Annotated in this window: 16 protein-coding genes, 2 pseudogenes and 1 riboswitch; of the genes and pseudogenes, 11 read left to right on the top strand and 7 right to left on the bottom strand. The window is 72.6% G+C overall.

Going from position 1 to position 19,601, the window contains the following annotated elements:
* From ABT116_RS26980 to ABT116_RS27000, 5 genes and pseudogenes are all read left to right on the top strand, one after another.
* Positions 1 to 201, top strand: a pseudogene (locus tag ABT116_RS26980) (DegT/DnrJ/EryC1/StrS family aminotransferase); the annotation flags it as partial.
* Positions 194 to 2,461: a lipopolysaccharide biosynthesis protein gene (locus ABT116_RS26985; protein ID WP_351638870.1), complete on the top strand. Its 2,268-nt coding sequence runs from the start codon at positions 194 to 196 to the stop codon at positions 2,459 to 2,461. The pseudogene ABT116_RS26980 and the gene ABT116_RS26985, both read left to right, overlap by 8 nt.
* Before the next feature lie 295 nt (positions 2,462 to 2,756).
* Positions 2,757 to 4,574: a glycosyltransferase gene (locus ABT116_RS26990; RefSeq protein WP_351638872.1), complete on the top strand. Its 1,818-nt coding sequence runs from the start codon at positions 2,757 to 2,759 to the stop codon at positions 4,572 to 4,574.
* Entirely contained in the window at positions 4,571 to 5,011 is a 441-nt protein-coding gene (locus ABT116_RS26995; RefSeq protein WP_351638874.1) for a hypothetical protein, read from the top strand. The genes ABT116_RS26990 and ABT116_RS26995 overlap by 4 nt, the downstream gene beginning before the upstream one ends.
* The gene (locus ABT116_RS27000; RefSeq protein WP_351638877.1) at positions 5,008 to 6,174 is read left to right on the top strand and encodes a glycosyl hydrolase; all 1,167 of its coding nucleotides are present in this window, start codon (positions 5,008 to 5,010) and stop codon (positions 6,172 to 6,174) included. The genes ABT116_RS26995 and ABT116_RS27000 overlap by 4 nt, the downstream gene beginning before the upstream one ends.
* 12 nt (positions 6,175 to 6,186) lie before the next feature.
* Here the strand turns inward: ABT116_RS27000 and ABT116_RS27005 are convergent, their stop codons facing one another.
* From ABT116_RS27005 to ABT116_RS27015, 3 genes are all read right to left on the bottom strand, one after another.
* Positions 6,187 to 6,942 carry a polysaccharide deacetylase family protein gene (locus ABT116_RS27005; protein WP_351638880.1) on the bottom strand — a complete coding sequence of 252 codons (756 nt, stop codon included), beginning with the start codon at positions 6,940 to 6,942 and terminating at the stop codon, positions 6,187 to 6,189.
* A gap of 329 nt (positions 6,943 to 7,271) precedes the next feature.
* A complete protein-coding gene (locus ABT116_RS27010; protein ID WP_351638884.1) occupies positions 7,272 to 8,573 on the bottom strand; it encodes a glycosyltransferase in 1,302 nt (433 codons plus the stop codon).
* Between the two features lie 20 nt (positions 8,574 to 8,593).
* Positions 8,594 to 9,664, bottom strand: coding sequence for a GNAT family N-acetyltransferase (locus tag ABT116_RS27015; RefSeq protein WP_502983949.1), 1,071 nt, complete (start codon positions 9,662 to 9,664; stop codon positions 8,594 to 8,596).
* A 207-nt stretch (positions 9,665 to 9,871) separates the two neighbouring features.
* Here ABT116_RS27015 and ABT116_RS27020 point away from each other — a divergent pair, with 207 nt between their 5' ends.
* Positions 9,872 to 10,720, top strand: coding sequence for an HAD family hydrolase (locus tag ABT116_RS27020; protein ID WP_351638890.1), 849 nt, complete (start codon positions 9,872 to 9,874; stop codon positions 10,718 to 10,720).
* Here the strand turns inward: ABT116_RS27020 and ABT116_RS27025 are convergent.
* A complete protein-coding gene (locus ABT116_RS27025) occupies positions 10,684 to 11,463 on the bottom strand; it encodes a transglycosylase SLT domain-containing protein (RefSeq protein WP_351638893.1) in 780 nt (259 codons plus the stop codon). The genes ABT116_RS27020 and ABT116_RS27025 overlap by 37 nt on opposite strands.
* Positions 11,464 to 11,466: 3 nt before the next feature.
* Positions 11,467 to 11,636: riboswitch (cyclic di-AMP (ydaO/yuaA leader) on the bottom strand.
* A gap of 509 nt (positions 11,637 to 12,145) precedes the next feature.
* Between ABT116_RS27025 and ABT116_RS27030 the strand changes: the two genes are divergently transcribed.
* From ABT116_RS27030 to ABT116_RS27045, 4 genes are all read left to right on the top strand, one after another.
* Positions 12,146 to 13,156, top strand: coding sequence for a polyprenyl synthetase family protein (locus ABT116_RS27030; protein WP_351638896.1), 1,011 nt, complete (start codon positions 12,146 to 12,148; stop codon positions 13,154 to 13,156).
* Between the two features lie 232 nt (positions 13,157 to 13,388).
* Positions 13,389 to 14,627 (top strand): LolA family protein, encoded by a 1,239-nt coding sequence (locus ABT116_RS27035; protein WP_351638899.1) that lies wholly within the window; start codon positions 13,389 to 13,391, stop codon positions 14,625 to 14,627.
* A 41-nt stretch (positions 14,628 to 14,668) separates the two neighbouring features.
* Entirely contained in the window at positions 14,669 to 15,655 is a 987-nt protein-coding gene (locus ABT116_RS27040) for an ABC transporter ATP-binding protein (RefSeq protein WP_351638901.1), read from the top strand.
* Complete coding sequence (locus tag ABT116_RS27045) at positions 15,642 to 16,559, top strand: ABC transporter permease (protein WP_351638903.1); 918 nt, start codon at positions 15,642 to 15,644, stop codon at positions 16,557 to 16,559. Before ABT116_RS27040 ends, ABT116_RS27045 begins: the two co-directional genes overlap by 14 nt.
* Before the next feature lie 3 nt (positions 16,560 to 16,562).
* Here the strand turns inward: ABT116_RS27045 and ABT116_RS27050 are convergent, their stop codons facing one another.
* The 3 genes from ABT116_RS27050 to ABT116_RS27060 all read right to left on the bottom strand — a co-directional run bounded on the left by ABT116_RS27050 (position 16,563) and on the right by ABT116_RS27060 (position 18,921).
* Entirely contained in the window at positions 16,563 to 17,144 is a 582-nt protein-coding gene (locus ABT116_RS27050; protein WP_351638906.1) for a flavodoxin family protein, read from the bottom strand.
* Between the two features lie 86 nt (positions 17,145 to 17,230).
* Entirely contained in the window at positions 17,231 to 18,340 is a 1,110-nt protein-coding gene (locus tag ABT116_RS27055; protein WP_351638908.1) for an amidase family protein, read from the bottom strand.
* A gap of 83 nt (positions 18,341 to 18,423) precedes the next feature.
* Positions 18,424 to 18,921 carry a DUF6668 family protein gene (locus tag ABT116_RS27060; RefSeq protein ID WP_351638911.1) on the bottom strand — a complete coding sequence of 166 codons (498 nt, stop codon included), beginning with the start codon at positions 18,919 to 18,921 and terminating at the stop codon, positions 18,424 to 18,426.
* A 159-nt stretch (positions 18,922 to 19,080) separates the two neighbouring features.
* Here ABT116_RS27060 and ABT116_RS27065 point away from each other — a divergent pair.
* Positions 19,081 to 19,601, top strand: a pseudogene (locus tag ABT116_RS27065) (tetratricopeptide repeat protein); the annotation flags it as partial.

Below are 19,601 nucleotides of genomic sequence, written 5' to 3' on the forward strand. Positions count from 1 at the left end.
GCCGGTGCGGAGTTCACCGACCCCTCACCGGCTCCCGAGGCGGCCCGCTGGTTCGCGCGGCACGCGCTGCCCGTGGACCCGCTGCGGGCGCGGACGGTCATCGAGGTGCTGGAGCGGTCCGGGGCGCAACCGGTCCCGGCGCCGGGAGCGCTGCCCGGGGACAGGCCTGCACCGGGAGGGCTGGGACGGTCCCGTGGCTGAGATCCAGGTGCACGAGCCCGCCGCCGCGCGCACGGACGGCGGCGGGCCGAAGCCTGCCGACAGCGACCACACCCACGACTCGCTGTTCAAGAACGCCTACTTCCTCATGCTCAGCACCGGCGTCTCGGCCGTACTGGGCCTGGGATTCTGGCTGGTGGCCGCCCGCTACTACACGGAGGAGGCCGTCGGCCAGGGGTCGGCCGCGATCGCCGCGATGCGGCTGCTCGCCAGCATCACGGCGACGACGATGATCGGCGCCGTCGTCCGCTTCGTCCCGCGCGCGGGACGGGAGACCGGACGGCTGGTGTGGGGCACGTACGTGGCCAGTTCGCTGGTCGTGGCGCTCGCCGCCGCCGTCTTCCTGCTCACGCTCGACGCGTGGGGAGCGTCCTACGCCCCCCTGGGCACGCCCGTGGCGGGTGCGGTGTTCGTCGCCGCCTGTGTGGCCTGGGCGTTGCTCACCCTCCAGGACGGGGTGCTCACCGGGCTGCGCAAGGCGGAGTGGGTGCCCGCCGGGAATGCGGTCTTCTCGGTCGGGAAGCTGGTCCTCCTGGCCATCTTCGCCGGCACGCTGCCGGTCCTCGGCATCTTCGTCTCCTGGGCGGTGGCGATCGCCTTCTCCACCCTGCCGCTGGGCTGGCTGATCTTCCGCCGGCTGATCCCGCGCCAGGCGGCGGCCGACCGCGACAAGGAACCCCCGAAGATCCGGGACATGGGCCGCTTCCTGGCCGGGGACTCGCTGGGCGCCCTGTTCAGCCTGGCGATGATCAACCTGCTGCCGGTGATGGTCGCGGTCCGCTTCAGCGCCGCCGAGAACGGCTACTTCTACGTGGCCTACACCGTCGGCGGCACGATGGAGTTCATGGCCATCAACATGGCCTCGTCACTCACCGCGCACGCCTCGCACGACCCCCGCCAGCTCGCCGACGGCGTCCGGGGCGCCCTGCGGCGCATGACGCTGCTGCTGGTCCCGGTCGTGGCCGTGCTGGTCGTCTTCGCCCCGTACATCCTCACGCCCTTCAGCCCTGACTACGCCGAGCACGGCTCGACCGTGCTGCGGCTGCTCGCCCTCGGTGCCCTGCCACGGGTCGTGGTGGAGCTGTACATCGGCGTACTGCGCGTGCAGGGGCGCACGGGTGTGCTGGCCGCGCTCCAAGGGGCCATGTGCGCCCTGGTGCTGGGCAGCGCGGCCGTGCTGTTCACCCCGTCCGGGATCGCGGGCGCCGGCTGGGCGGTGCTGCTGAGCATGACGCTGATCGCCGTCGTCTCCATGGCCGGACTGCGCGCCGCCCTGCGCCACGACGACAGCACACCCGCCGTCCGTCCACCGGCCGACCCCGCCTACGGCACCCACTGGGCGAAACTCAACGCCACCGCCGGCTACGGCACGACCTGGGCCCGCCGGGCCGCCTACCAGTCCAAGGAGGGCGACCAGGACACGGTCACGCTGTTCATCGGACGCCCCGGGTACGAGCGCGAGGCGCTGCAGGCGGACACACTGGCGCTGATCGTGCGGCCGGACGGACCGACCAGGGAACCACCGCCCCACGAGGCCTTGGAACCGGACCGGGAGCCGCAGGAGCGGCGGCTGCGAGGCGCCCTGTGGAGCCTGCTCGGTGTCGCCGTCGTCTTCTTCTGGGCTCCGTTGCGGGACCTGCCGTGGCTCGACCGGGCATCCGAAGCCGCCCCGACCGGGCGTCAGCTGCTGGAGGGCCTGCCCCTGCCGTCGCTCACCGCGGGCGGCCTGCTGCTCGTCGTGTTCGTCGCCGCCGTCACGCTGAGCACCCGGCGCGACCCGTGGTTGTCCGGCGCGGCACTGTGCGCCGTCCTGTGCGCCCTGTACGCCGTACCGGTCGCCCTCGGACGGGAACCGCGCCCGGTGGACGGGGCGTTGTACGAGAAGACGGCCGGCTTCCTGGCGGACGTGGTGGGGCTCGACGGGCCCGAGCCGCTGCTGCGCTGGGCGCCGCCGGTCTGCCAGCTGCTGTGTCTCGTACCGCTGGGGCTGCTGCTCGCGAGCGCGGGCGGCCGGCTGACGTGGCCGGGGCGCTGGGGGGTTCTGTATCTCGTCGCGGTCGGCGGCTGGGTGTGGCGCGACGCGCTCGCACCCCTCGCGCCGCCCCTGCTCATCGCCCTCACGCTGCTCCTGCTGCTCCACCGCGCCGCGTCGGCGTGGGCGCGCTCCCGCACCACGGCCTCAACCGGCCCCGTAGTCAACCGAACGGCCGACGGACCACCGACCGGCCGGCCCCGCGACTGATCACACCCGAAGCCGAACCGAAGCCGCACCGAAGCCGAGACCCAAGCCGAGACCCAAGCCGAGACCCAAGCCGAGACCGATCCGAGCTCAGGCCCGAACAGAGCCGAAGAGAGCCGAAGAGAGCAACCGCCAGGGGGGAACCACCGTGCGTCCGCCAGCCACACCGAGGGAGAGATCCACGCCGGAACCCACACCCGCACGGGACGGCGCGAACACCCCCGCCCACGGCCCCGAGACCGCCAGCCAGTCCTCCAGCCCCTCCTCCTCGGAGTCGTCGAGCCCCGCCCATGAGCCCGTGACGGATCTCTCCGACCTCCCCCCGGCCCGGTCCGGGCGTCGTGCGCTCGCCTGGCCCGGTGTCCCGCTGCTCGTCGCGCTCGCGCTCTGGGCGTACGCCATGCGGCACACCGACGTCTCGCGGCTCGACGACTACGGGCTGGTCAGCGCGCTGCACCCGACGTTCTGGGCAGGGCTCGCGGTGCTCACCACCGGCTTCTGGTTCACGGTCCGCGACGCGCGCCGCCCGGGAGCCTGGTCGGCGGCGTACGTGCTGGGCCTGCTGGTGATGGAGCGGGCCACGCAGGCCGTGCTCTACCCGACGCCGCTGTACGCCTGGGCGTGGAAGCACGAGGCGGTCATCGACCATCTGCTGACGGCCGGCGGACTGCAGACGGCCGATCAGGTCGGCGACATGGCGGTGTACGACCAGTGGCCGGGCTTCTTCGCCGCCCAGGCCGCCCTGCAGCGGCTGCTGGGCGTGGACTCGGCGGCGATGTTCATGGCCTGGTGGCCGCTGGCCTCCAGCCTGATGCTGCTGCTCCCGCTGCTGCTGATCTACCGCACCTTCACCGAGGACCGGCGGCTGATCTGGACCGCGGTCTGGCTCTTCTACGTCGCCAACTGGGTCGGGCAGGACTACTTCTCGCCCCAGTCCGTGGCGTACGCGCTGCATGTGGGCGTCCTCGCCGTCGTCCTGCGCCGCTTCGGCCGGTCCGCCGTGCGGCGCGGCCGGCCGCGGCAGGCGGTGTGGACGGTGGTGATCACCGTCATGATCGTGGCCATCGTCATCTCCCACCAGCTCACCCCGGGCATGCTGGCCGTCTGCCTGCTCGCCCTGTGCCTGAGCCGCCGCTACCGCGACTGGGTCCCGTTTGTCACGACCGTGGTGATCTTCCTGGCCTGGTGCCTCACGGCCGCGCTGCCCTTCCTGTCCGCGGCGATGCCGGACATGATCCGCTCCATCGGCGACGTCGGCGCCAACGTCGAGACGGGCTACGGCGCCACCCCGACCGGCACCGGGGCGATCGCGACCTCCTGGGCGGCGCGGCTGCTGTCCGGTTCTGTCCTGCTGCTCGCGGCCGTCGGCGTGTGGCGCCAGCGGGTGCTGCGCCACCGTGCCCGGCCCCTGCTGCTGGTCGCGGCGGCCCCGCTGCCGATGTTCGCGGCGAGCAGCTACGGCAGCGAGATGATCTTCCGGGTGCTGCTGTTCATGCTGCCCGGCGCCGCCTTCTTCGCCGCGGCGGCGCTGCTGCCCAAGGTCCGCACCCTGGCCGCCGACGCCGCCGCGCAGGAAGCCGGCAACCGGCGGGCCACCGGCCCCGCCCGGCCCCGCCGGTGGGGGACCGGCATCTGGGTGCCGCTGGCCGCCCTGCTCGGCACCACCCTGGCGTTCGCGCCCGCGTACTCCGGCAAGGACCGGATCAACTACTTCCCGCCCGAGGAAGTGGCCCTCGTGCGGCAGCTCTTCGACCAGGCGCCCGACGGCTCACTGGTCGTGGCCGCCAACCGCAACTACCCGGACGCGTACGCCTCCTACTGGAGCGTCGACCACTACTGGTTCCTCGACGACGGCCGCAGTCACGTCGACCAGATCGTCAGGAAGCCGGCCGCCACCCTCGCGCGCGACATGGCCGGGGTGGAGCGGCCGGCCCGGGCCTACTTCCTGCTCACCCAGGGGCAGCTGGCCAACTCCGAGATGAACGGACAGCTCGACAAGGCGCAGCTGGAGCGCATCCAGAAGTCGGTCGCCGCATCGCCGAGGTTCGGGCTCGTGGCGGAGAACAGCGCCGGATGGCTCTACGTACTGGAGCAGTCAGGGGGAGCGGAGCGATGACACCGCAGGAACTCGTGGTCCGGATGCTGCCCCCGTTCGGCGGCTGGCTGGCGCTGGCCGCGCTCGCCCTGCCCGGCGGATCGCCGCTGCGGGGCGCCGCGGTCGTGCTCTTCCTGGCGGCGGGGCCGGGCGCGGCCGTGGTCAGAGTCTGCGCCCCCGCCCTGGGGGCGCGGCCCGCCGAAGGGCCCGTGGAGCGCCGGGACCCTGACTTCGCCCGCCACTCCGACCTGCTGGAGCGGCTGATGCTGACGCTGTTCCTGAGCGTCGGCGCCGTGATGCTCGTCGCGACCGTGCTGATCGCCACGCACACCTTCAGCGCGCAGCGGGTGCTGCTGACGCTGACGCTGCTGACCACACTCACCGCGTTCTGTCCGCCGCTGCGCGCCTCCCCGCAGCCGAGGACGACACCGAGGACACCGAAGGGTTCCGCTCAGTGAGGTTCAACCGCCCCCACCGTCCCTTTCGCCGCACGCCGCACGCCACGGGAGGCCAGCACCGCAGAACGCCGCACGAGGAGAAGCCGCACGGGGAGCACGCGGTCTCCGGCCCGCTGGCATCGAGCCGCCGCCGACTGCTGATCACGTCGGCCACGGTCGTCAGCGCGGTCCTGGTGGCCGTACTCGCCCTGCGGGACGCCGCAGGACCGCAGGAGCAGGGAGCAGCCGGGTCGCGGGCGGACTGCCGCCCGACGGCCCTTCTGGAACCGCCCTGCGGCGCCTGGTTCGGGGCGTTCGTGCCGCACGAGCGGGACGACCTGCCGGAGAAGGTGCGCGCCTACGAGAAGCGTGTGGGCCGCGAGCTCGACATCGTGTACACGTACCACGACATGTCCCTGCCCGAGGGCACCCGGCGCGAGGGCCAGCTGCTCACCCCGGAGGAGCGGCGCGTCGGCGAGGACCACCTGCTGCTGCTCTCCTGGGAGAGCAAGTGGTGGGGCGGCACGAAGCGGCAGCAGCCGACCTGGAAGCAGATCGCCGCCGGCGAGCTGGACGACAAGGTCATCGACGTCCAGGCCCGGCGCATCAAGGACTACGGCAAGAAGGTGTTCCTCTCCTTCGACCTGGAGATGGACACCCGCACCCCGGCGAGCGGCACCCCCGCCGACTATGTGAAGGCCTACCGGCACATCCACGACCGGTTCCGCGCCCTGGGCGTGGACAACGTGGTGTGGACGTGGATCACCACCGGATACCTCGACCACGCCGACGAGATCGAGAAGATGTACCCGGGCGACGACTACGTCGACTGGATCGGCTACAACCAGTACAACTACTACCGCTGTCACGACGCGGGCTGGCTGACCTTCGCGCAGACCCAGAACGCCACGCACGACTGGATCCGGGCGAACATCTCCGACGACAAGCCGCTGATGCTCTCCGAGTTCGGCACCGCCGCGGACGCGAACCGCCCGCAGCGGCAGGCCGAGTGGTACGCGCAGGTGCCCGGCGTGCTGAAGGGCCTGGACGGCGTCAAGGCCGCCCTCCAGTGGAACTACCGCGACCCCGGACCGCACTGCAACCTGGCGGTGGCGAACGACGCGGCCTGGGACAGCCTGCGCAAGGCCGTCTCCGACCCGTACCTCAACCAGCCGCTGCGGTAGCCCCCGCCGGGGTCAGCCCGCGAACTCGGGCCCGTGCAGCACCGCGCGGGCCCGCCGGTACCACCGCCACGCGATCGTCTTCGGCCCGTCACGGTACGGTGCGACCCGTGCGCCCGCCCCGGCCAGCCAGCCCTCGACATCGGCGACGGTGTGCGTACGCCGGACGATGAGCCGGGCGATGCGGTACCGCTCGTCGCGGTCGGAGCTGAGCGCGTGCCGCACGGCGGTCGCCGTCTCGTAGCCTGCCCTGGCCGACATGGCCCGGACCCGGGGGCTGTTGTAGCCGTGCGGGTAGGCGAGGTGCCGGATCTCGTGCCCGAGGACGTCCTCCAGCACGGCCTTGGAGGTGCGCAGTTCGTACGCCAGGGCCTTGACGGACAGAGTGTCGAGCTGCGCATGGGTCACGGTGTGGCTGCCGATCTCCATGCCGGAACGTTCCAGCTCCGCGGCGCCGGCCAGGCTCATCATCGGGGCGGGCGGCAGCAGACTGCGGCCGCCCGGGGCGATGGCGCCGGTGGTCAGGTAGGCGGTGGCGGGCAGCGCGCGTTCGGCCAGGGCCTCGGCGGTGGGTCCGGGCAGATCGGCGAAACCGTCGTCGAAGGTGAGCAGCACGGGCCGGGGCGGCAGCGGCGCCCGCCCGGCCAGGTGATCGGCGACCGCGCTGATCGTGACGGGCGTGCGCCCGCTGCGGACCACGGCGTCGAGATGCGCGGTGAACTGTTTCGGCGTGACCGTGAACTCGGCGATCCAGTCCGGCGGATCGTCCATCACGGAGTGGTACAGGAAGACGGGGATGGCGGGAGTGCCCCCGCCGTGCGGCGAGGCCGCCGACCCCTCAGCGCGTCCGGTGTGCGACGGGAGTGCCGGCCCCTGAGCGCCTCCGGCACGCGGCGGGGCTGGCGGACTGCCGGCGTCTTCGGCATGCGGCGGGGCTGGCGGACTGCCGGCGTCTTCGGCGCGCGGCGGGGCTGGCGGACTGCCGGCGTCTTCGGCGCGCGGTGGGACTGTCGGGCTCCCGGCGTCTTCGGCACGGGGTGGGGCTATCGGCCCCTCCCCCTTGCGCGCCCCCCGCTCCCCCCGGCCTCTGCCGTCCGTCCTCATCTCGCCCCCCGAGCTGTCTTCTCACGAGCGGTCGCGCGCAGCGCACGCCGCGCCTTCAGATAGCCGACCGGCCCGTACAGCATCCCCCTGCGCTGCAGCCGCGACAGCCGCCGCGGCCAGGGGTGCGTGCGGGCGTCGTGGTCGCCCGGTGTGCCGGAAGCGTCGGCGGGTCGTGTCTCGCGCACCGCCGTCAGCGTGCGGGCGTGGGCGAGGCCGCGGGGCAGCCTCGCGAGGAACGCGGGCAGCAGCGCGGGCCGGTTCACGAGCACCGCGGTGAGGTAGGCGGTGAGCCCGGCGCCGTAGCCGTACGCCTGGGTCTCCAGGTCCCGCCAGGTCTCCCGGTGGTGGTGCCACACCAGGGCGTACGGCGTGTAGCGCAGCCGGTGCCCCTGCGCCAGGACGCGGACGAACCCGTAGAGGTCGTCGCCGCCCCGGGCCGCCGTACCGGCCCCGGTGGCCGGGTCGAAGCCGCCGACCGAACGCAGCACCGCCGTACGGAACGCCATGTTCGCGCCCGAGCCGAACCGCCCGGCCGTGAACGGGAACAGCGGCTCGTCGCCCGGCGGGTGCGCCGGGTCGTACGTCCTTGGAGTGAAGCCTTTCGCGAAGCCGCCGTGGCTCTCCAGCAGCACCTGGGCCGGGGTGGTCAGCCGCGCCGGCAGGATCAGCCCCGTGCTGCACCCGAGCCCGGGGTCGGCGGCGAAGGGCTCGGTCAGCTCGGACAGCCAGCGCGGATCGGCGACCACGTCGTCGTCGGTGAAGGCGACCACCTCGCCGCGCACGGCGTGCAGCCCGGCGTTGTGGGCGGCTGCGAGCCCCGGAACGGGCTCACAGACGTACCGCACCCGCTCGGCGTACTTCCGCTCGACCAGCTCCCGCGTCTCGCCCGTGACGGGCGCGTTGTCGACGACGACGATCTCGAACCGCGGATGGTCCTGCGCCAGCAGCGAGTCCAGCGCCCGGGCCAGCTGCCCGGCCCGCTCCCGGGTCGCGACGACGACGCTCGCGAACGGCGGCTCCCCGGGGTCGCCGAGGTCGGCCGGCCCGCATTCCGCCCGGGCCCGCTCCGCCAGCACGGCCCTCGGATCCGCCCCTTCCGGCACCCGCCCGAGCAGCGTCCCCACGGGCCGGCCACCTCTCCGGACCAGCACGAACACCTCTCCGTGCGTCACGGGCGGACTCCCCGGGCCGGGTCTGAGCACCGCCTCGTCACCGTCGAGGTCCAGCTCGGCGACCTGCACCGCCCCGATGTCCAGGAACCGCCGTATCTCCTCCTGCGCACGCACCGAACGGGCCATGCGCCCACCCCCCTCGTGTCTCAGGTACGGCGCAGCCGAGCCGCGCCCTTCAGCGTCCGCGCGGCCAGCGACGCGAGCTGCGGCCTGCCGCGGACGAAGCTGTGCGCGCGGCGTGCCGGCTCGCGGCTCAGCCAGTGCAGCGCCGCGCCCACCCCCGGACGGGTCACCGCACCCTCGTACACGGGCAGTTCGCCCGTCTTCAGCGCGTCCTTGTACTCGGCCGCTCCCCGCCCCAGGTCGAGCGTGCCGATACCGGCGGCGGCCGCCGCCTCGGCCATGCGCAGGTGCAGCACCAGACCCGGCGAGAACTTCGCGAACTCCGGGTCGTAGGCCGGGAACCAGCAGGCCAGCACGGAGGCCGAACGCAGCCCGAAGTGCGCGGCGACGGGCCGCTCACCGGCGTACAGCACGGACAGCGTGCCGCTGCACTCCGGCACCCGGGTCCGGGCCAGTCGCCCGACGAGCCGGGTGATCCACTCCTGGGCGAACCGGTCCCGTCGGCCGGTCCTGCGGTACTGCGCGGACTTCCACTCCATGAGCGTGCGCAGCGCGGCCGGTTCGCGTTCGTCGAACACGAACCGCAGCTCACCGGCCTGCCGGCCCAGCCTGCGCTCCTTGGCCAGGGTCGTCTTCAAGAACTTCGGCGACTGCGCGCGCAGCACCGACTCGTACGTCTCGTAGCCCTTCTCCACGTCGATGACGTAGGTGGCGTGCTCCTCGGCCGCGTACCGGACGAACAGCCGTTGCTCGGCCTCCAGATTGTCGAAGGCGAAGCTCGACACCGAGCAGGCCTTCAGCAGTTCGCCCGTTTCCAGGTCCAGGCCCGGCCGCAGGATCGCGCCCTGCGCGTCCGAGACGCCCAGCCCGATCGCCCGGCCCTGCCCCAACGGGCCCCGCTCATAGGGCAGGAAGCCGGCCGGCTCCGGCCCCTCGTACACCACCGCGATCCGGGCCCCCGGCCGGAACAGGCCGACGGCTTCGGTGAACTCCGGCTCCATGAAAGGGTTGCGCGGTGCCTCCGAGGCGGCGCGCAGCGCACGCCAGCGCTCCCTCTCCCCTTCGCCGAGCTCCCCGGGCCCAGCCACGCGAATGCGCCCACTGCTCAACCCGACCCCCCGATCAAGTCCCCCCTGGACACTTGGAAGGTACCGCTCTATGCGGCCCCACGGGTAGGTAGCGGAGCATGTTGTTGCCAACCGGTGCAGAGGCCTTCAACCGGGCAATCGGTGTCCGTCGCGCGATGGTCGGCGTCCACCGTGCGATGAAACGAAGGGGCGCACTGTCCGTATTCTCTGATCATGGCCGCACCCATCGCATATTCACTCATCGCCACCGATCTGGACGGGACGCTGCTGCGCGGCGACGACACCCTGTCCGACCGGTCTCTCGCCGCGCTCGCGCGGGTGGCGGACGCCGGTGCCCAGCACCTCGTGGTGACGGGCCGGCCGGCGCCGAGAGTGCGGCCGCTCCTGGACGACCTCGGCTGCACGGGGCTCGCGGTGTGCGGGCAGGGCGCGCAGGTGTACGACGCCGGCGCGGACCGGCTGCTGTGGTCCATCACCCTGGACCGGGAGCTGGCGGAGACCGCCCTCGGCAAGATCGAGGCCGAGGTGGGGCAGGTGTACGCGGCGGTCGACCAGGACGGGGTCGACGGGCTCACGCTGATTGAGCCGGGCTATCTGATGCCGCACCCGACCCTGCCCGCGGTCCGGGTCGAGCGGCGCGAGCAGCTGTGGGGCGAGCCCATCAGCAAGGTGCTGCTGCGCCACCCCTACCTGACGGACGACGAGCTGGCGGCGACGGCCCGCTCGGTGGTCGGCTCACTGGCGACGGTGACGATGTCGGGGCCCGGCACGGTCGAGCTCCAGCCGTGCGGGATCACCAAGGCGACGGGCCTGGCGCTGGCCGCCGAGCACTTGGGGCTGCGGCCGGCGGACACCATCGCCTTCGGCGACATGCCCAACGACATCCCGATGTTCGACTGGGCCGGCCACGGCGTCGCGATGGCCAACGCCCATCCCGAACTCAAGGCCGTGGCCGACGAGGTCACCCTGTCGAACGAGGACGACGGCATCGCCGTCGTCCTCGAACGACTGCTGGGCGGGGCGGCTCAGTACGGGCCGTTGACGTTGTCGATCGAGCCGTAGCGGTCGGCCGCGTAGTTGCAGGCCGCGGTGATGTTGGCGACCGGGTCGTACGGGTCCCACGACGTGCCGTCCACGTGGTAGGCCTGGAAGGTCGGGTCGATGGTCTGGAGCAGACCCTTGGACGGGGTGCCCTTGGCGGCGTTGGAGTCCCAGTTGTTGATTGCCAGCGGGTTGCCGGACGACTCGCGCATGATGTTGCGGTAGATGCCGTCGTAGGACCCGGGGATCCCCTTCTGCGCCATGATGTCCAGCGCCTCGCGGATCCACCCGTCGAGGTTGTCCGGGTAGGTCTTCGCGGACGCCTGGGTGGCCTGGGTGACGCCGCCGGCGGGCTTCGCCGCGGGCTTGGCGGGGGCGGACGACTTGGTCGCCGTCTTCTTGGGCGCGACCGCCTTGGTGGTCTTCACCTTGAGCTTCAGACCCGGGTGGATCAGCTTCGGGTCGTCGCCGACGGCGGCGCGGTTGTCCTTGTAGAGCTGCTTCCAGCCGCCCGAGACGTCGTACTTGTCCGCGATGCGGGCCAGCGAGTCGCCCTTGACCACGGTGTACGTGAGGGACTTGGCGGGCTGGGCCGCCCGCGGCACGGACTGTGCGGCGACGGGGGCGCTCTGGGGTTCGGCGGCGCTCGCGTGCGTGGCGCCGAGGAGCGGCAGGGTGAGTGCTGCTCCGCCGGTTCCGGCGGCGATGATGCCTCGGGTCAGCGGGTTGGTTCTGGGGCGACGGTGCTTGCCTCGTCCGGCCATGGTGATGTTCCTCTCCGGCGCCTGCGAGGTGAGCTGTCGGGTTCGGGCCGGGAGGTGCCCGGCCGCGTACGGCACCATGTGCCGTACGCGGCTTCACCCCGAGCCGTGCCGCTGTGCGGACCGGCGACTTACCTGGGTCCCCCGCTCCTGCCACGCGTGAGTGAGTCGGTTCTGTGGGGAGTCCGGGCGGCGGCAGGATTAGGCGTCCGCCGGACAGGGCCGGAACGTATGCGAGAGCACATGTCGGGAACAAGCGCCTCAGTCACATATCGCGCGGTTGACCTTGGTCGGGGGCGTTTGGGTGACTTGATCCTTTGCGACAGCCAACGCTCAACTGGCTTTCGGGGGAAGGCCGTACGGGCCGGTGTGGGGGCGGGGCGGAAAAGGGGAAGAAGTGATTCAACTCACTGATCACGAGCCCGTGGGGCAATTTCCGCCAAGGGGAATTAAATGACCCATCACGGCAAATCGTGCATAACTCGCTACCCCTGGGTAAGTCGATAAATATCTGTTCTTATAGGTTGATCGAAAACATAGCGGTCGTGATCGCATACCACCCGGCCTGTAACCATGGGCGCTGGCGGTGATCGAAACGTGACCGGATACGCTGACTCGAGTGAGGGCAGCGACCTATCGACAATCCGCGTAATCACCGGCAGACACAGCAGACAGGAGACCCCTCGTGACCGACGTCGGGCCGTTCGGGCTGAGCGTGCGGGACCAGGCTCTGGAAGCCGACGTCCAGGCCGGATTGACGGCTGTCGAGGAAGGCTTGCTCGAGGCCACCAAGAGTGAGGTGCCCTTCATCACGGAGGCCGCCCAGCATCTGGTGCGGGCCGGCGGCAAGCGGTTCCGCCCGCTGCTCGTGATGCTCTCCGCCCAGTTCGGTGACCGCCACGCGCCCGGGATCGTGCCGTCGGCCGTCGTCGTGGAGCTCACCCACCTCGCCACGCTGTACCACGACGACGTCATGGACGAGGCCGCCGTGCGGCGCGGTGTCGCGAGTGCGAACACCCGCTGGGGCAACTCCGTCGCGGTCCTCACCGGCGACTTCCTCTTCGCCCGCGCCTCGCACATCCTGGCCGACCTCGGCCCGGAGGCCGTCCGGGTGCAGGCCGAGGCGTTCGAGCGGCTGGTGACCGGCCAGATCCTGGAGACGGCCGGGCCGCAGGACGGCCGGGACCCCGTCGAGCACTACCTGGACGTGCTGGGCGGCAAGACCGGTTCGCTCATCACGGTGTCGTGCCGGTTCGGCGCGATGATGTCCGGCGCCGACGAGAGCGTCGTGCACGTGCTGACCCAGTACGGCGAGCGGCTCGGCGTCGCCTTCCAGCTCGCGGACGACGTCCTCGACATCGCCTCCGACTCCCACGAGTCCGGCAAGACCCCCGGCACCGACCTGCGCGAGGGCATCCCCACCCTGCCGGTGCTCCGGCTGCGCGAGCGCGCGGCCCGGCTCGGGCTCGCCGAGGACATCGCCCTGTGCGAGCTGCTCGACTCCGACCTCACCGACGACGACCGGCACACCGAGGCCCTGCGCCTGCTGCGCGCCCACCCGGCGCTGGAGCAGGCCCGGCGGGACACCGTCCGCTACGCCCAGGACGCCCGTGCGGCGCTGGCACCGCTGCCCGAGTGCACCGCGAAGACGGCGCTCCAGGAGCTGTGCGACGCGGTGGTGCACCGGGCCGGCTAGCCCGCCTTCCCTGTACGACCCCTACGGGTCGGGGGAGAAGCCGCCCTTCCGTGTCATACCCCAGCAGTACACGGAGTTGAGTCCGGGGTCTGACGTATCTCCCTGGCCGATTTGGTCAGATGGACACCACGGAACAACACCACTCCTCACCTGTTCGGGTGAGAATGGCGGCTCAGGGACGAGTGCGTGGACGACACGGACAGCCGCCGCCGACCACGGAGGTAGGGCACACATGGCACCGTACGCATCCGACGACAGCACGACCGCCGGAGAGGTCGACGAGCAGCGCTCCGTGCGGCGCAAAGCCGCGCGGTACATCGTCCCGGTCACGGTGGTGGGGGTGGCCGCCGCGACGATCGGGCTGGTCCCCGCGCTCGCCGACTCCGGTGACCCCGACCTCCCGAAGATCACCGCCCAGCAGCTCATCGAGAAGATCGCGAAGTCGGACGTCCAGCAGCTGTCCGGCACGGTGAGGATCAGCACGGACCTCGGCCTGCCGAACCTCGGCGGCCTGGAGTCCGGCCTGCTGTCCGGCGCCACGGGCAAGGGCGACGGCGGCTCCTCCGCCGATCCGACGGCCAAGCTCACGGAACTGGCCTCCGGCACGCACACCCTGCGCGTCGCCGCCGACGGCCCGGACAAGCAGAAGCTGTCGCTGCTGGAGAACGCCGCCGAGTACAGCGTCATCCACAACGGCAAGGACGTCTGGGGCTACGACAGCAAGTCCAACGAGGTCTACCACGGCACGTCCTCCGACAGCCCCGAGCGCGGCAAGGACCAGCGGCCGCCGGCCCTGCCGAAGGACTTCGCCGAGGAGGCCCTGAAGGCGGTCGACGACACCACGTCCGTGACCGTGGACGGCACCGCCCAGGTCGCCGGCCGGGACGCCTACAAGCTCGTCGTCAAGCCGAAGCAGTCCGGCTCGACGGTCGGCGCGATCACCGTCGCCGTGGACGCGAAGACCGGCATGCCGCTGAAGTTCACGCTGACCCCGGCGAGCGGCGGCGCCGCCGTCGTCGACGCGGGCTTCACCAAGGTCAGCTTCGCCAAGCCGGCCGCCTCGACGTTCGACTTCACGCCGCCCAAGGGCGCGAAGGTCACCGAGGAGAAGGACGCGGGCAAGGCCCCGCGCAAGGCCCCCGGCACGCCCTTCGACCTGGGTGAGGCGCCCAGGGCCGGGAAGGACTCCGGCAAGGGCGTCGGCGGCCACGACGGCATGAAGACCATCGGCGAGGGCTGGACCGCCATAGCCACCTTCGACACCGGCGGCGAGGGCGTGCCCTCGGGCAAGGCCGGCGGCGAGTTCGGCGGCTTCATCGACTCCCTCGGCGACAAGGTCCACGGCAAGTTCGGCTCGGGCACGGTCTTCTCCACCCGCCTGGTCAACGCCCTCGTCACGGACGACGGCAAGGTCTACGCGGGCCTGGTCACCAAGGACGCGCTCGTGAAGGCGGCCGACGCCGGCAAGTAGGTCCCGCAGCCGCACGGGACGTCGAGAGAACGAGGAAGCCGATGGGCGAGGTGTCCGCCACGGAACCGGAGCAGCGGGAGGCGCGGGACGAGGCCGGGGAACCGGTCATCGCCACCCACGCGCTCACCAAGCGCTACCGCGGCGGGCAGCTCGCCGTCGACGGCCTCGACCTGACCGTCCCGGCGGGCAGCGTCTTCGGCTTCCTCGGCCCCAACGGCTCCGGCAAGACCACCACCATCCGCATGCTGATGGGCCTCATCGAGCCCACCTCCGGCACGGCCCGGGTCCTCGGGCGGCCCATGCCCCGGGCCACCCGCGCCGTGCTGCCGCACGTCGGCGCCCTCATCGAGGGCCCGGCCCTCTACGGCTTCCTCTCCGGCCGCGACAACCTGATCCGCTACGACAGCGCCGACCCGGTCGCCGACCCGCGCACCCGTCGGGCCCGGGTCGCCTCGGCCCTGGACCGGGTGGGCCTGACGGCCGCCGCGGGCAAGAAGGCCAAGGCGTACTCCCTGGGCATGAAACAGCGTCTGGGCCTCGCGGCCGCACTGCTCCAGCCACGCCGGCTGCTCGTCCTCGACGAGCCCACCAACGGCCTCGACCCGCAGGGCATGCGCGAGATCCGCACCCTCGTCCGGGACCTGGCCTCGGACGGCACGACCGTCTTCCTCTCCTCCCACCTCCTCGACGAGATCGAGCAGGTCTGCACGCACGCGGCCGTGATGGCGCAGGGCCGGCTGATCACGCAGGGCCCGGTCGCCGAGCTGTCCGCCGGGGCGCGCGGCCGGCTGGTGGTGACCACGCCCGATCCGGCGGAGGCGGCCCGGGTGCTGAAGGAACAGGGCGTCGCCGACGTCGTCGTCACCGACGACCGGGTGACCGGCGAACCACCGGACCGCGACCTCGCCGAGGTGAACGCCGCGCTGGTGACGGCCGGGGTCCGGGTGCGCGGCTTCACGGTCAAACGGGCCTCGCTGGAGGACGCCTTCGTGGCACTGACCGGGGAGGGTTTCGATGTCGCGGGCTGAGCCGAGCGCCCCTCAGGGGCGCGGGGAACCGCGCGACCGGCCACAGACAGCCCGCACTCGCCGTACAGCCTTCCGTGCCACCCTGCTCCGCAACGAACTGCTCACCACGTTCCGCCGCTGGCGCACCCTGGCCCTCCTCGCGGTGCTGGCCGCCGTCCCTGTCCTCGTGGGCATCGCGGTGAAGATCGAGACCAGCGACGCTTCCCCGGCCGGCCCCGGAGGCGGGGGCGGCGGACCCGCCTTCATCTCGCAGATCACCAACAACGGCCTGTTCCTCGTCTTCACCGCCCTGGCCGCCACACTCCCGTTCTTCCTGCCCATGGCGGTCGGGGTCGTCGCGGGCGACGCGATCGCCGGCGAGGCCAACTCCGGCACGCTGCGCTATCTCCTGGTCGCCCCGGCCGGCCGCAGCCGCCTGCTGCTCACCAAGTACGCGACGGTCCTCATCTTCTGCCTGGCCGCCACGCTCGTGGTCGCCGTCTCGGCGCTGACGGTCGGCGCGCTGCTCTTCCCGCTCGGTGACCTGACGACCATCTCCGGTACGCAGATCAGCTTCGCCGAAGGCCTGGGAAGAGCCCTGCTGATCGCCCTGGCCGTAGCCGCCTCACTGATCGGCGTCGCCGCGCTCGGCCTGTTCGTCTCGACGCTGACGGGCAGCGGCATCGCGGCGATGGCGACGACGGTCGGCCTGCTGATCACGGTCCAGATCCTCGACCAGATCCCGCAACTGCACGCCCTCCAGCCGTACTTCTTCTCCCACTACTGGCTGTCCTTCGCCGACCTCATGCGCGAGCCGGTCTACTGGGACGACCTGGCGAAGAACCTCGGCCTGCAGGCCCTGTACGCGGCGGTGTTCGGGTCGGCGGCGTGGGCGCGCTTCACGGCGAAGGACATCACCGCGTAGCGCTCAGTCCTCGTACAGGAACCTGGCCGGTGGCGCTTCCTGCGCGAAGAAGGTCTTGGCGCGGGTCAGCGCCGCGTCGTCGTTCAGCACGTCACCGGGCTTGCTGCCGTTGCCGAGCAGCACGCCGCCGAAGCGCATCCCCAGGTACGCGGCGGAGTTGTGGAGCGTCCCGACGAGCGGGTCGGCGACCACCTCCTGGGTGTGCGCGAGGGCGGTGACGCCCCACAGGGTGCGGCCGGCCAGGGTCGCCTTGAAGTCGAGGCCGGGCGTGCGCAGCCAGCCCGACCAGTAGTCCAGGTAGCGCTTGGTCTGCGCGGAGACCGAGTACCAGTACAGCGGCGAGACGATCACGATGTCCGTCGCCGCGAGCGTGGCGTCGAGCAGCCGGGCCACGTTGCCCTCGGTCGGGCGGACGTGGTCGCTGTCGTGCCGCAGGTCCTCGAAGTCCGGCACCGGAAGCTCGGTGAGGTCGATCCACTCCTGCTCGACGCCCGGGGGCAGTTGCTCGGCGGCCCGGCGGGCAAGCAGCTCGGAGTTGCCCTCGGCGCGAGCGCTGCCCAGGACGAAAAGGAAACGGCGGGTCATGGGGTGCCCCTCTGGAAACTCGGCGTACGTCAATTACACGCGTGTGCATCATATGCGTACGCAAGTAAATGTGCCAGGGGTGCCCGTCAGGGGTGCGCTCGAGGGATCGCCGCCCGGGGTGTCAGCCCTTGACGCGTCTCCGCCGCCCGCGCCACGGCCAGCAACAGCGCCTCCCGTCCGTGCGGCGCCACCAGCTGGAGTCCGGCCGGGCAGCCATCGCCGCCGAAGCCCGCGGGCAGACTCAGCGCAGGGTGCCCGCTGAGGTTGAACGCCCAGGTGAGAGAGGTGGAGTAGCGGTCCCCGGGCCCCTCGTGACCATGCGGGGCGGTGGGTGCCGTCGGGGTCAGCAACAGCTCGGCCTCGCTGAAGATTCCGGCGAGCCGCCGGCCGTTCTCCGCCCGGACGCGCTCGGCCCCGGCCGGATCGGCACCGGCAGTGCGCAGGGCGAGCCAGGCCGGCCCGGGGTCCGCCAGCCGCAGCGGCCTCCGTGGCCGTACGAGTCGTACGGCCCCTGCCGCCTCGAGCCGTTCCGCCGCAGCCCGGGCCAGCGCCACGGGCTCCGGGTCGGGTCCGGCGAACCCGAGGTCGGGGGACCAGACGGCCGTGACGGGGAGGGCCGCTTCGGCCGGCACCGGCTCCTCGGACATCACCCCCCACCACAGCCCGGCGTCCGCCGCCGAGCGGGCGAGCACCCCCGGTACGGCGAGCCCCGTACGGTCGGCCGACGGCAGCCGCCCGCTCGTCGTCTTCAGACCGACCACCCCGCACCACGCCGCCGGGATCCGCACCGACCCGGCTCCGTCGCTACCCGTCGCCAGCGGCACCAGCCCGGCCGCCACGGCCGCCGCGGCGCCGGCCGACGAGCCGCCCGGCGTACGGTCGGCCCGCCACGGATTGACGGTCCGGCCCCGCGCCCCGAGCCCCCACGTCTGCCACGGCGTCCCCGGCCCGGGCACGGACGTGGCTCCCACGGCCACACCACCGGCCGAGAGCAGCGGACCCACCGCACGCAGCCCGTTTTTCCCCTTCACCGCGATCGGCACACCGGCCAGCGGCAGGGACGGATCAGCGCCCCGCCGGTCGAGCCGGGTGTCCACCTCACCGGCCCGCCGCAACGCCTCCTCGCCCCACACCTCGACGAACGCGCACAGGTGTGGATCGGCCTGCTCGATCCGGGCCAGGGCCGCCTCGACCACGTCCGTCGCACGCAGCTCCCGGGCCCGTACGCCCGCCGCGATCTCCCCGGCCGACAGCGGTACGGCCGACAGGGGTACGGCCGTCAGCGTGCCGCTCCCGTCAGCCGGGCCAGGGCCGCCGTCTCGCGCGGCGGGTGGCCCCGCTCACCGAGCCGCCAGGACGCCACCCACGGCACGCGGTACACGTCGATCACCGACTCCAGCGACCTGACCCGCTGGGCGAGCGGGCGCGGCAGCCGGCCCGGGGCGTCCGCCACGAGCACGACGGCGTCCAGGTCGAGCCCCGGCGGGGCCTGGCCGCGCCGGAAGATCTCCACCACCCCGGCGACCGTGTCGAGCCCCGCCGCGTGGGTCCGCGCGACCAGCAGCACCGACGGGGGATCGCCGGGCCCGGGCCAGGACCGTCCGCTGTCATGACCGCCGTAGACCGCGGCGAGGGTGGAGACGCCCGCGCCGCCGTGTGTGCCGACCCAGGAGAAACGCCGTGCCGCGGCATGGGCGTGCGCGTGCTCCGGCGGCCCCGGGATGGTCACCGGACCGCGCAGCCAGATCTCCGGCCCCTGTCGCATGCCTGTGTGCATGCCCCTCTCCTCCCTCGTACGCCCGGTTCTCATGCCCTCCCCGACGGCCGCGCCGGGGCCGACGGCCCTTGGGACGAGCCTGTGACACCGTGGTGACGTGAGAAACGGGGGCGAGCGGACACACTCGACAGTAGGTGTACGACGCCCAGTGAGGGGACGATGTCGCGACTCAGCCGCGAGAAGAAGCGGGAACAGAAGCAGGCCGCACACGCGGCGACACCGGCGGCGCCGATCGACGTCCATGTCCCCGGGGCCGGCACGGACGTCGGCGGGGGAGCCGGTGGGGTGTCCGACGGTGCCTCCGTCGGCGGGGTCCCGGTCTTCGCGGCCCCCGGCGAGGAGATCCAGCGGGCCGTCCTGAACCGCCTCCACCACATCGCCCTCGCCACCGGCCATCCCGTCCTCGCGACGATCCGCGACGAGCGCATCGGCTACGTCGTCCCGCTCCAGGTCGACCCGGACGGCTCCAGCCACTTCACGGCCGAGCCGATCGCCACGACCCCACCTGAGCGGCAGCACGCCCGAGGCACCGACGCGACGACCACGCCGGGGGCGCAGCCTGCCCGAGGTGCCGCAGCCGCAACCCCGTCGGGGCCGCAGCTCGCCCGGAACACCGGCGCCGCGACGCCTCCTGAGCCGCGCCCTGCCCGAGGTGCCGGAGCCGCCACCCCGCCTGAGCC

The organism is Streptomyces sp. NPDC002130 (assembly GCF_040296465.1).
Lineage (GTDB): Bacteria > Actinomycetota > Actinomycetes > Streptomycetales > Streptomycetaceae > Streptomyces.

What these genes read in the sequence shown, in the direction of transcription:
- ABT116_RS26995 (WP_351638874.1), top strand. Translation starts at nt 4,571, where the DNA reads ATGACACCGCAGGAACTCGTGGTCCGGATGCTGCCCCCGTTCGGCGGC.
- ABT116_RS27005 (WP_351638880.1), bottom strand. Translation starts at nt 6,942, where the DNA reads ATGGACGATCCGCCGGACTGGATCGCCGAGTTCACGGTCACGCCGAAA.
- ABT116_RS27010 (WP_351638884.1), bottom strand. Translation starts at nt 8,573, where the DNA reads ATGGCCCGTTCGGTGCGTGCGCAGGAGGAGATACGGCGGTTCCTGGAC.
- ABT116_RS27020 (WP_351638890.1), top strand. Translation starts at nt 9,872, where the DNA reads ATGGCCGCACCCATCGCATATTCACTCATCGCCACCGATCTGGACGGG.
- ABT116_RS27025 (WP_351638893.1), bottom strand. Translation starts at nt 11,463, where the DNA reads ATGGCCGGACGAGGCAAGCACCGTCGCCCCAGAACCAACCCGCTGACC.
- ABT116_RS27035 (WP_351638899.1), top strand. Translation starts at nt 13,389, where the DNA reads ATGGCACCGTACGCATCCGACGACAGCACGACCGCCGGAGAGGTCGAC.
- ABT116_RS27040 (WP_351638901.1), top strand. Translation starts at nt 14,669, where the DNA reads ATGGGCGAGGTGTCCGCCACGGAACCGGAGCAGCGGGAGGCGCGGGAC.
- ABT116_RS27045 (WP_351638903.1), top strand. Translation starts at nt 15,642, where the DNA reads ATGTCGCGGGCTGAGCCGAGCGCCCCTCAGGGGCGCGGGGAACCGCGC.
- ABT116_RS27050 (WP_351638906.1), bottom strand. Translation starts at nt 17,144, where the DNA reads ATGACCCGCCGTTTCCTTTTCGTCCTGGGCAGCGCTCGCGCCGAGGGC.
- ABT116_RS27060 (WP_351638911.1), bottom strand. Translation starts at nt 18,921, where the DNA reads ATGCACACAGGCATGCGACAGGGGCCGGAGATCTGGCTGCGCGGTCCG.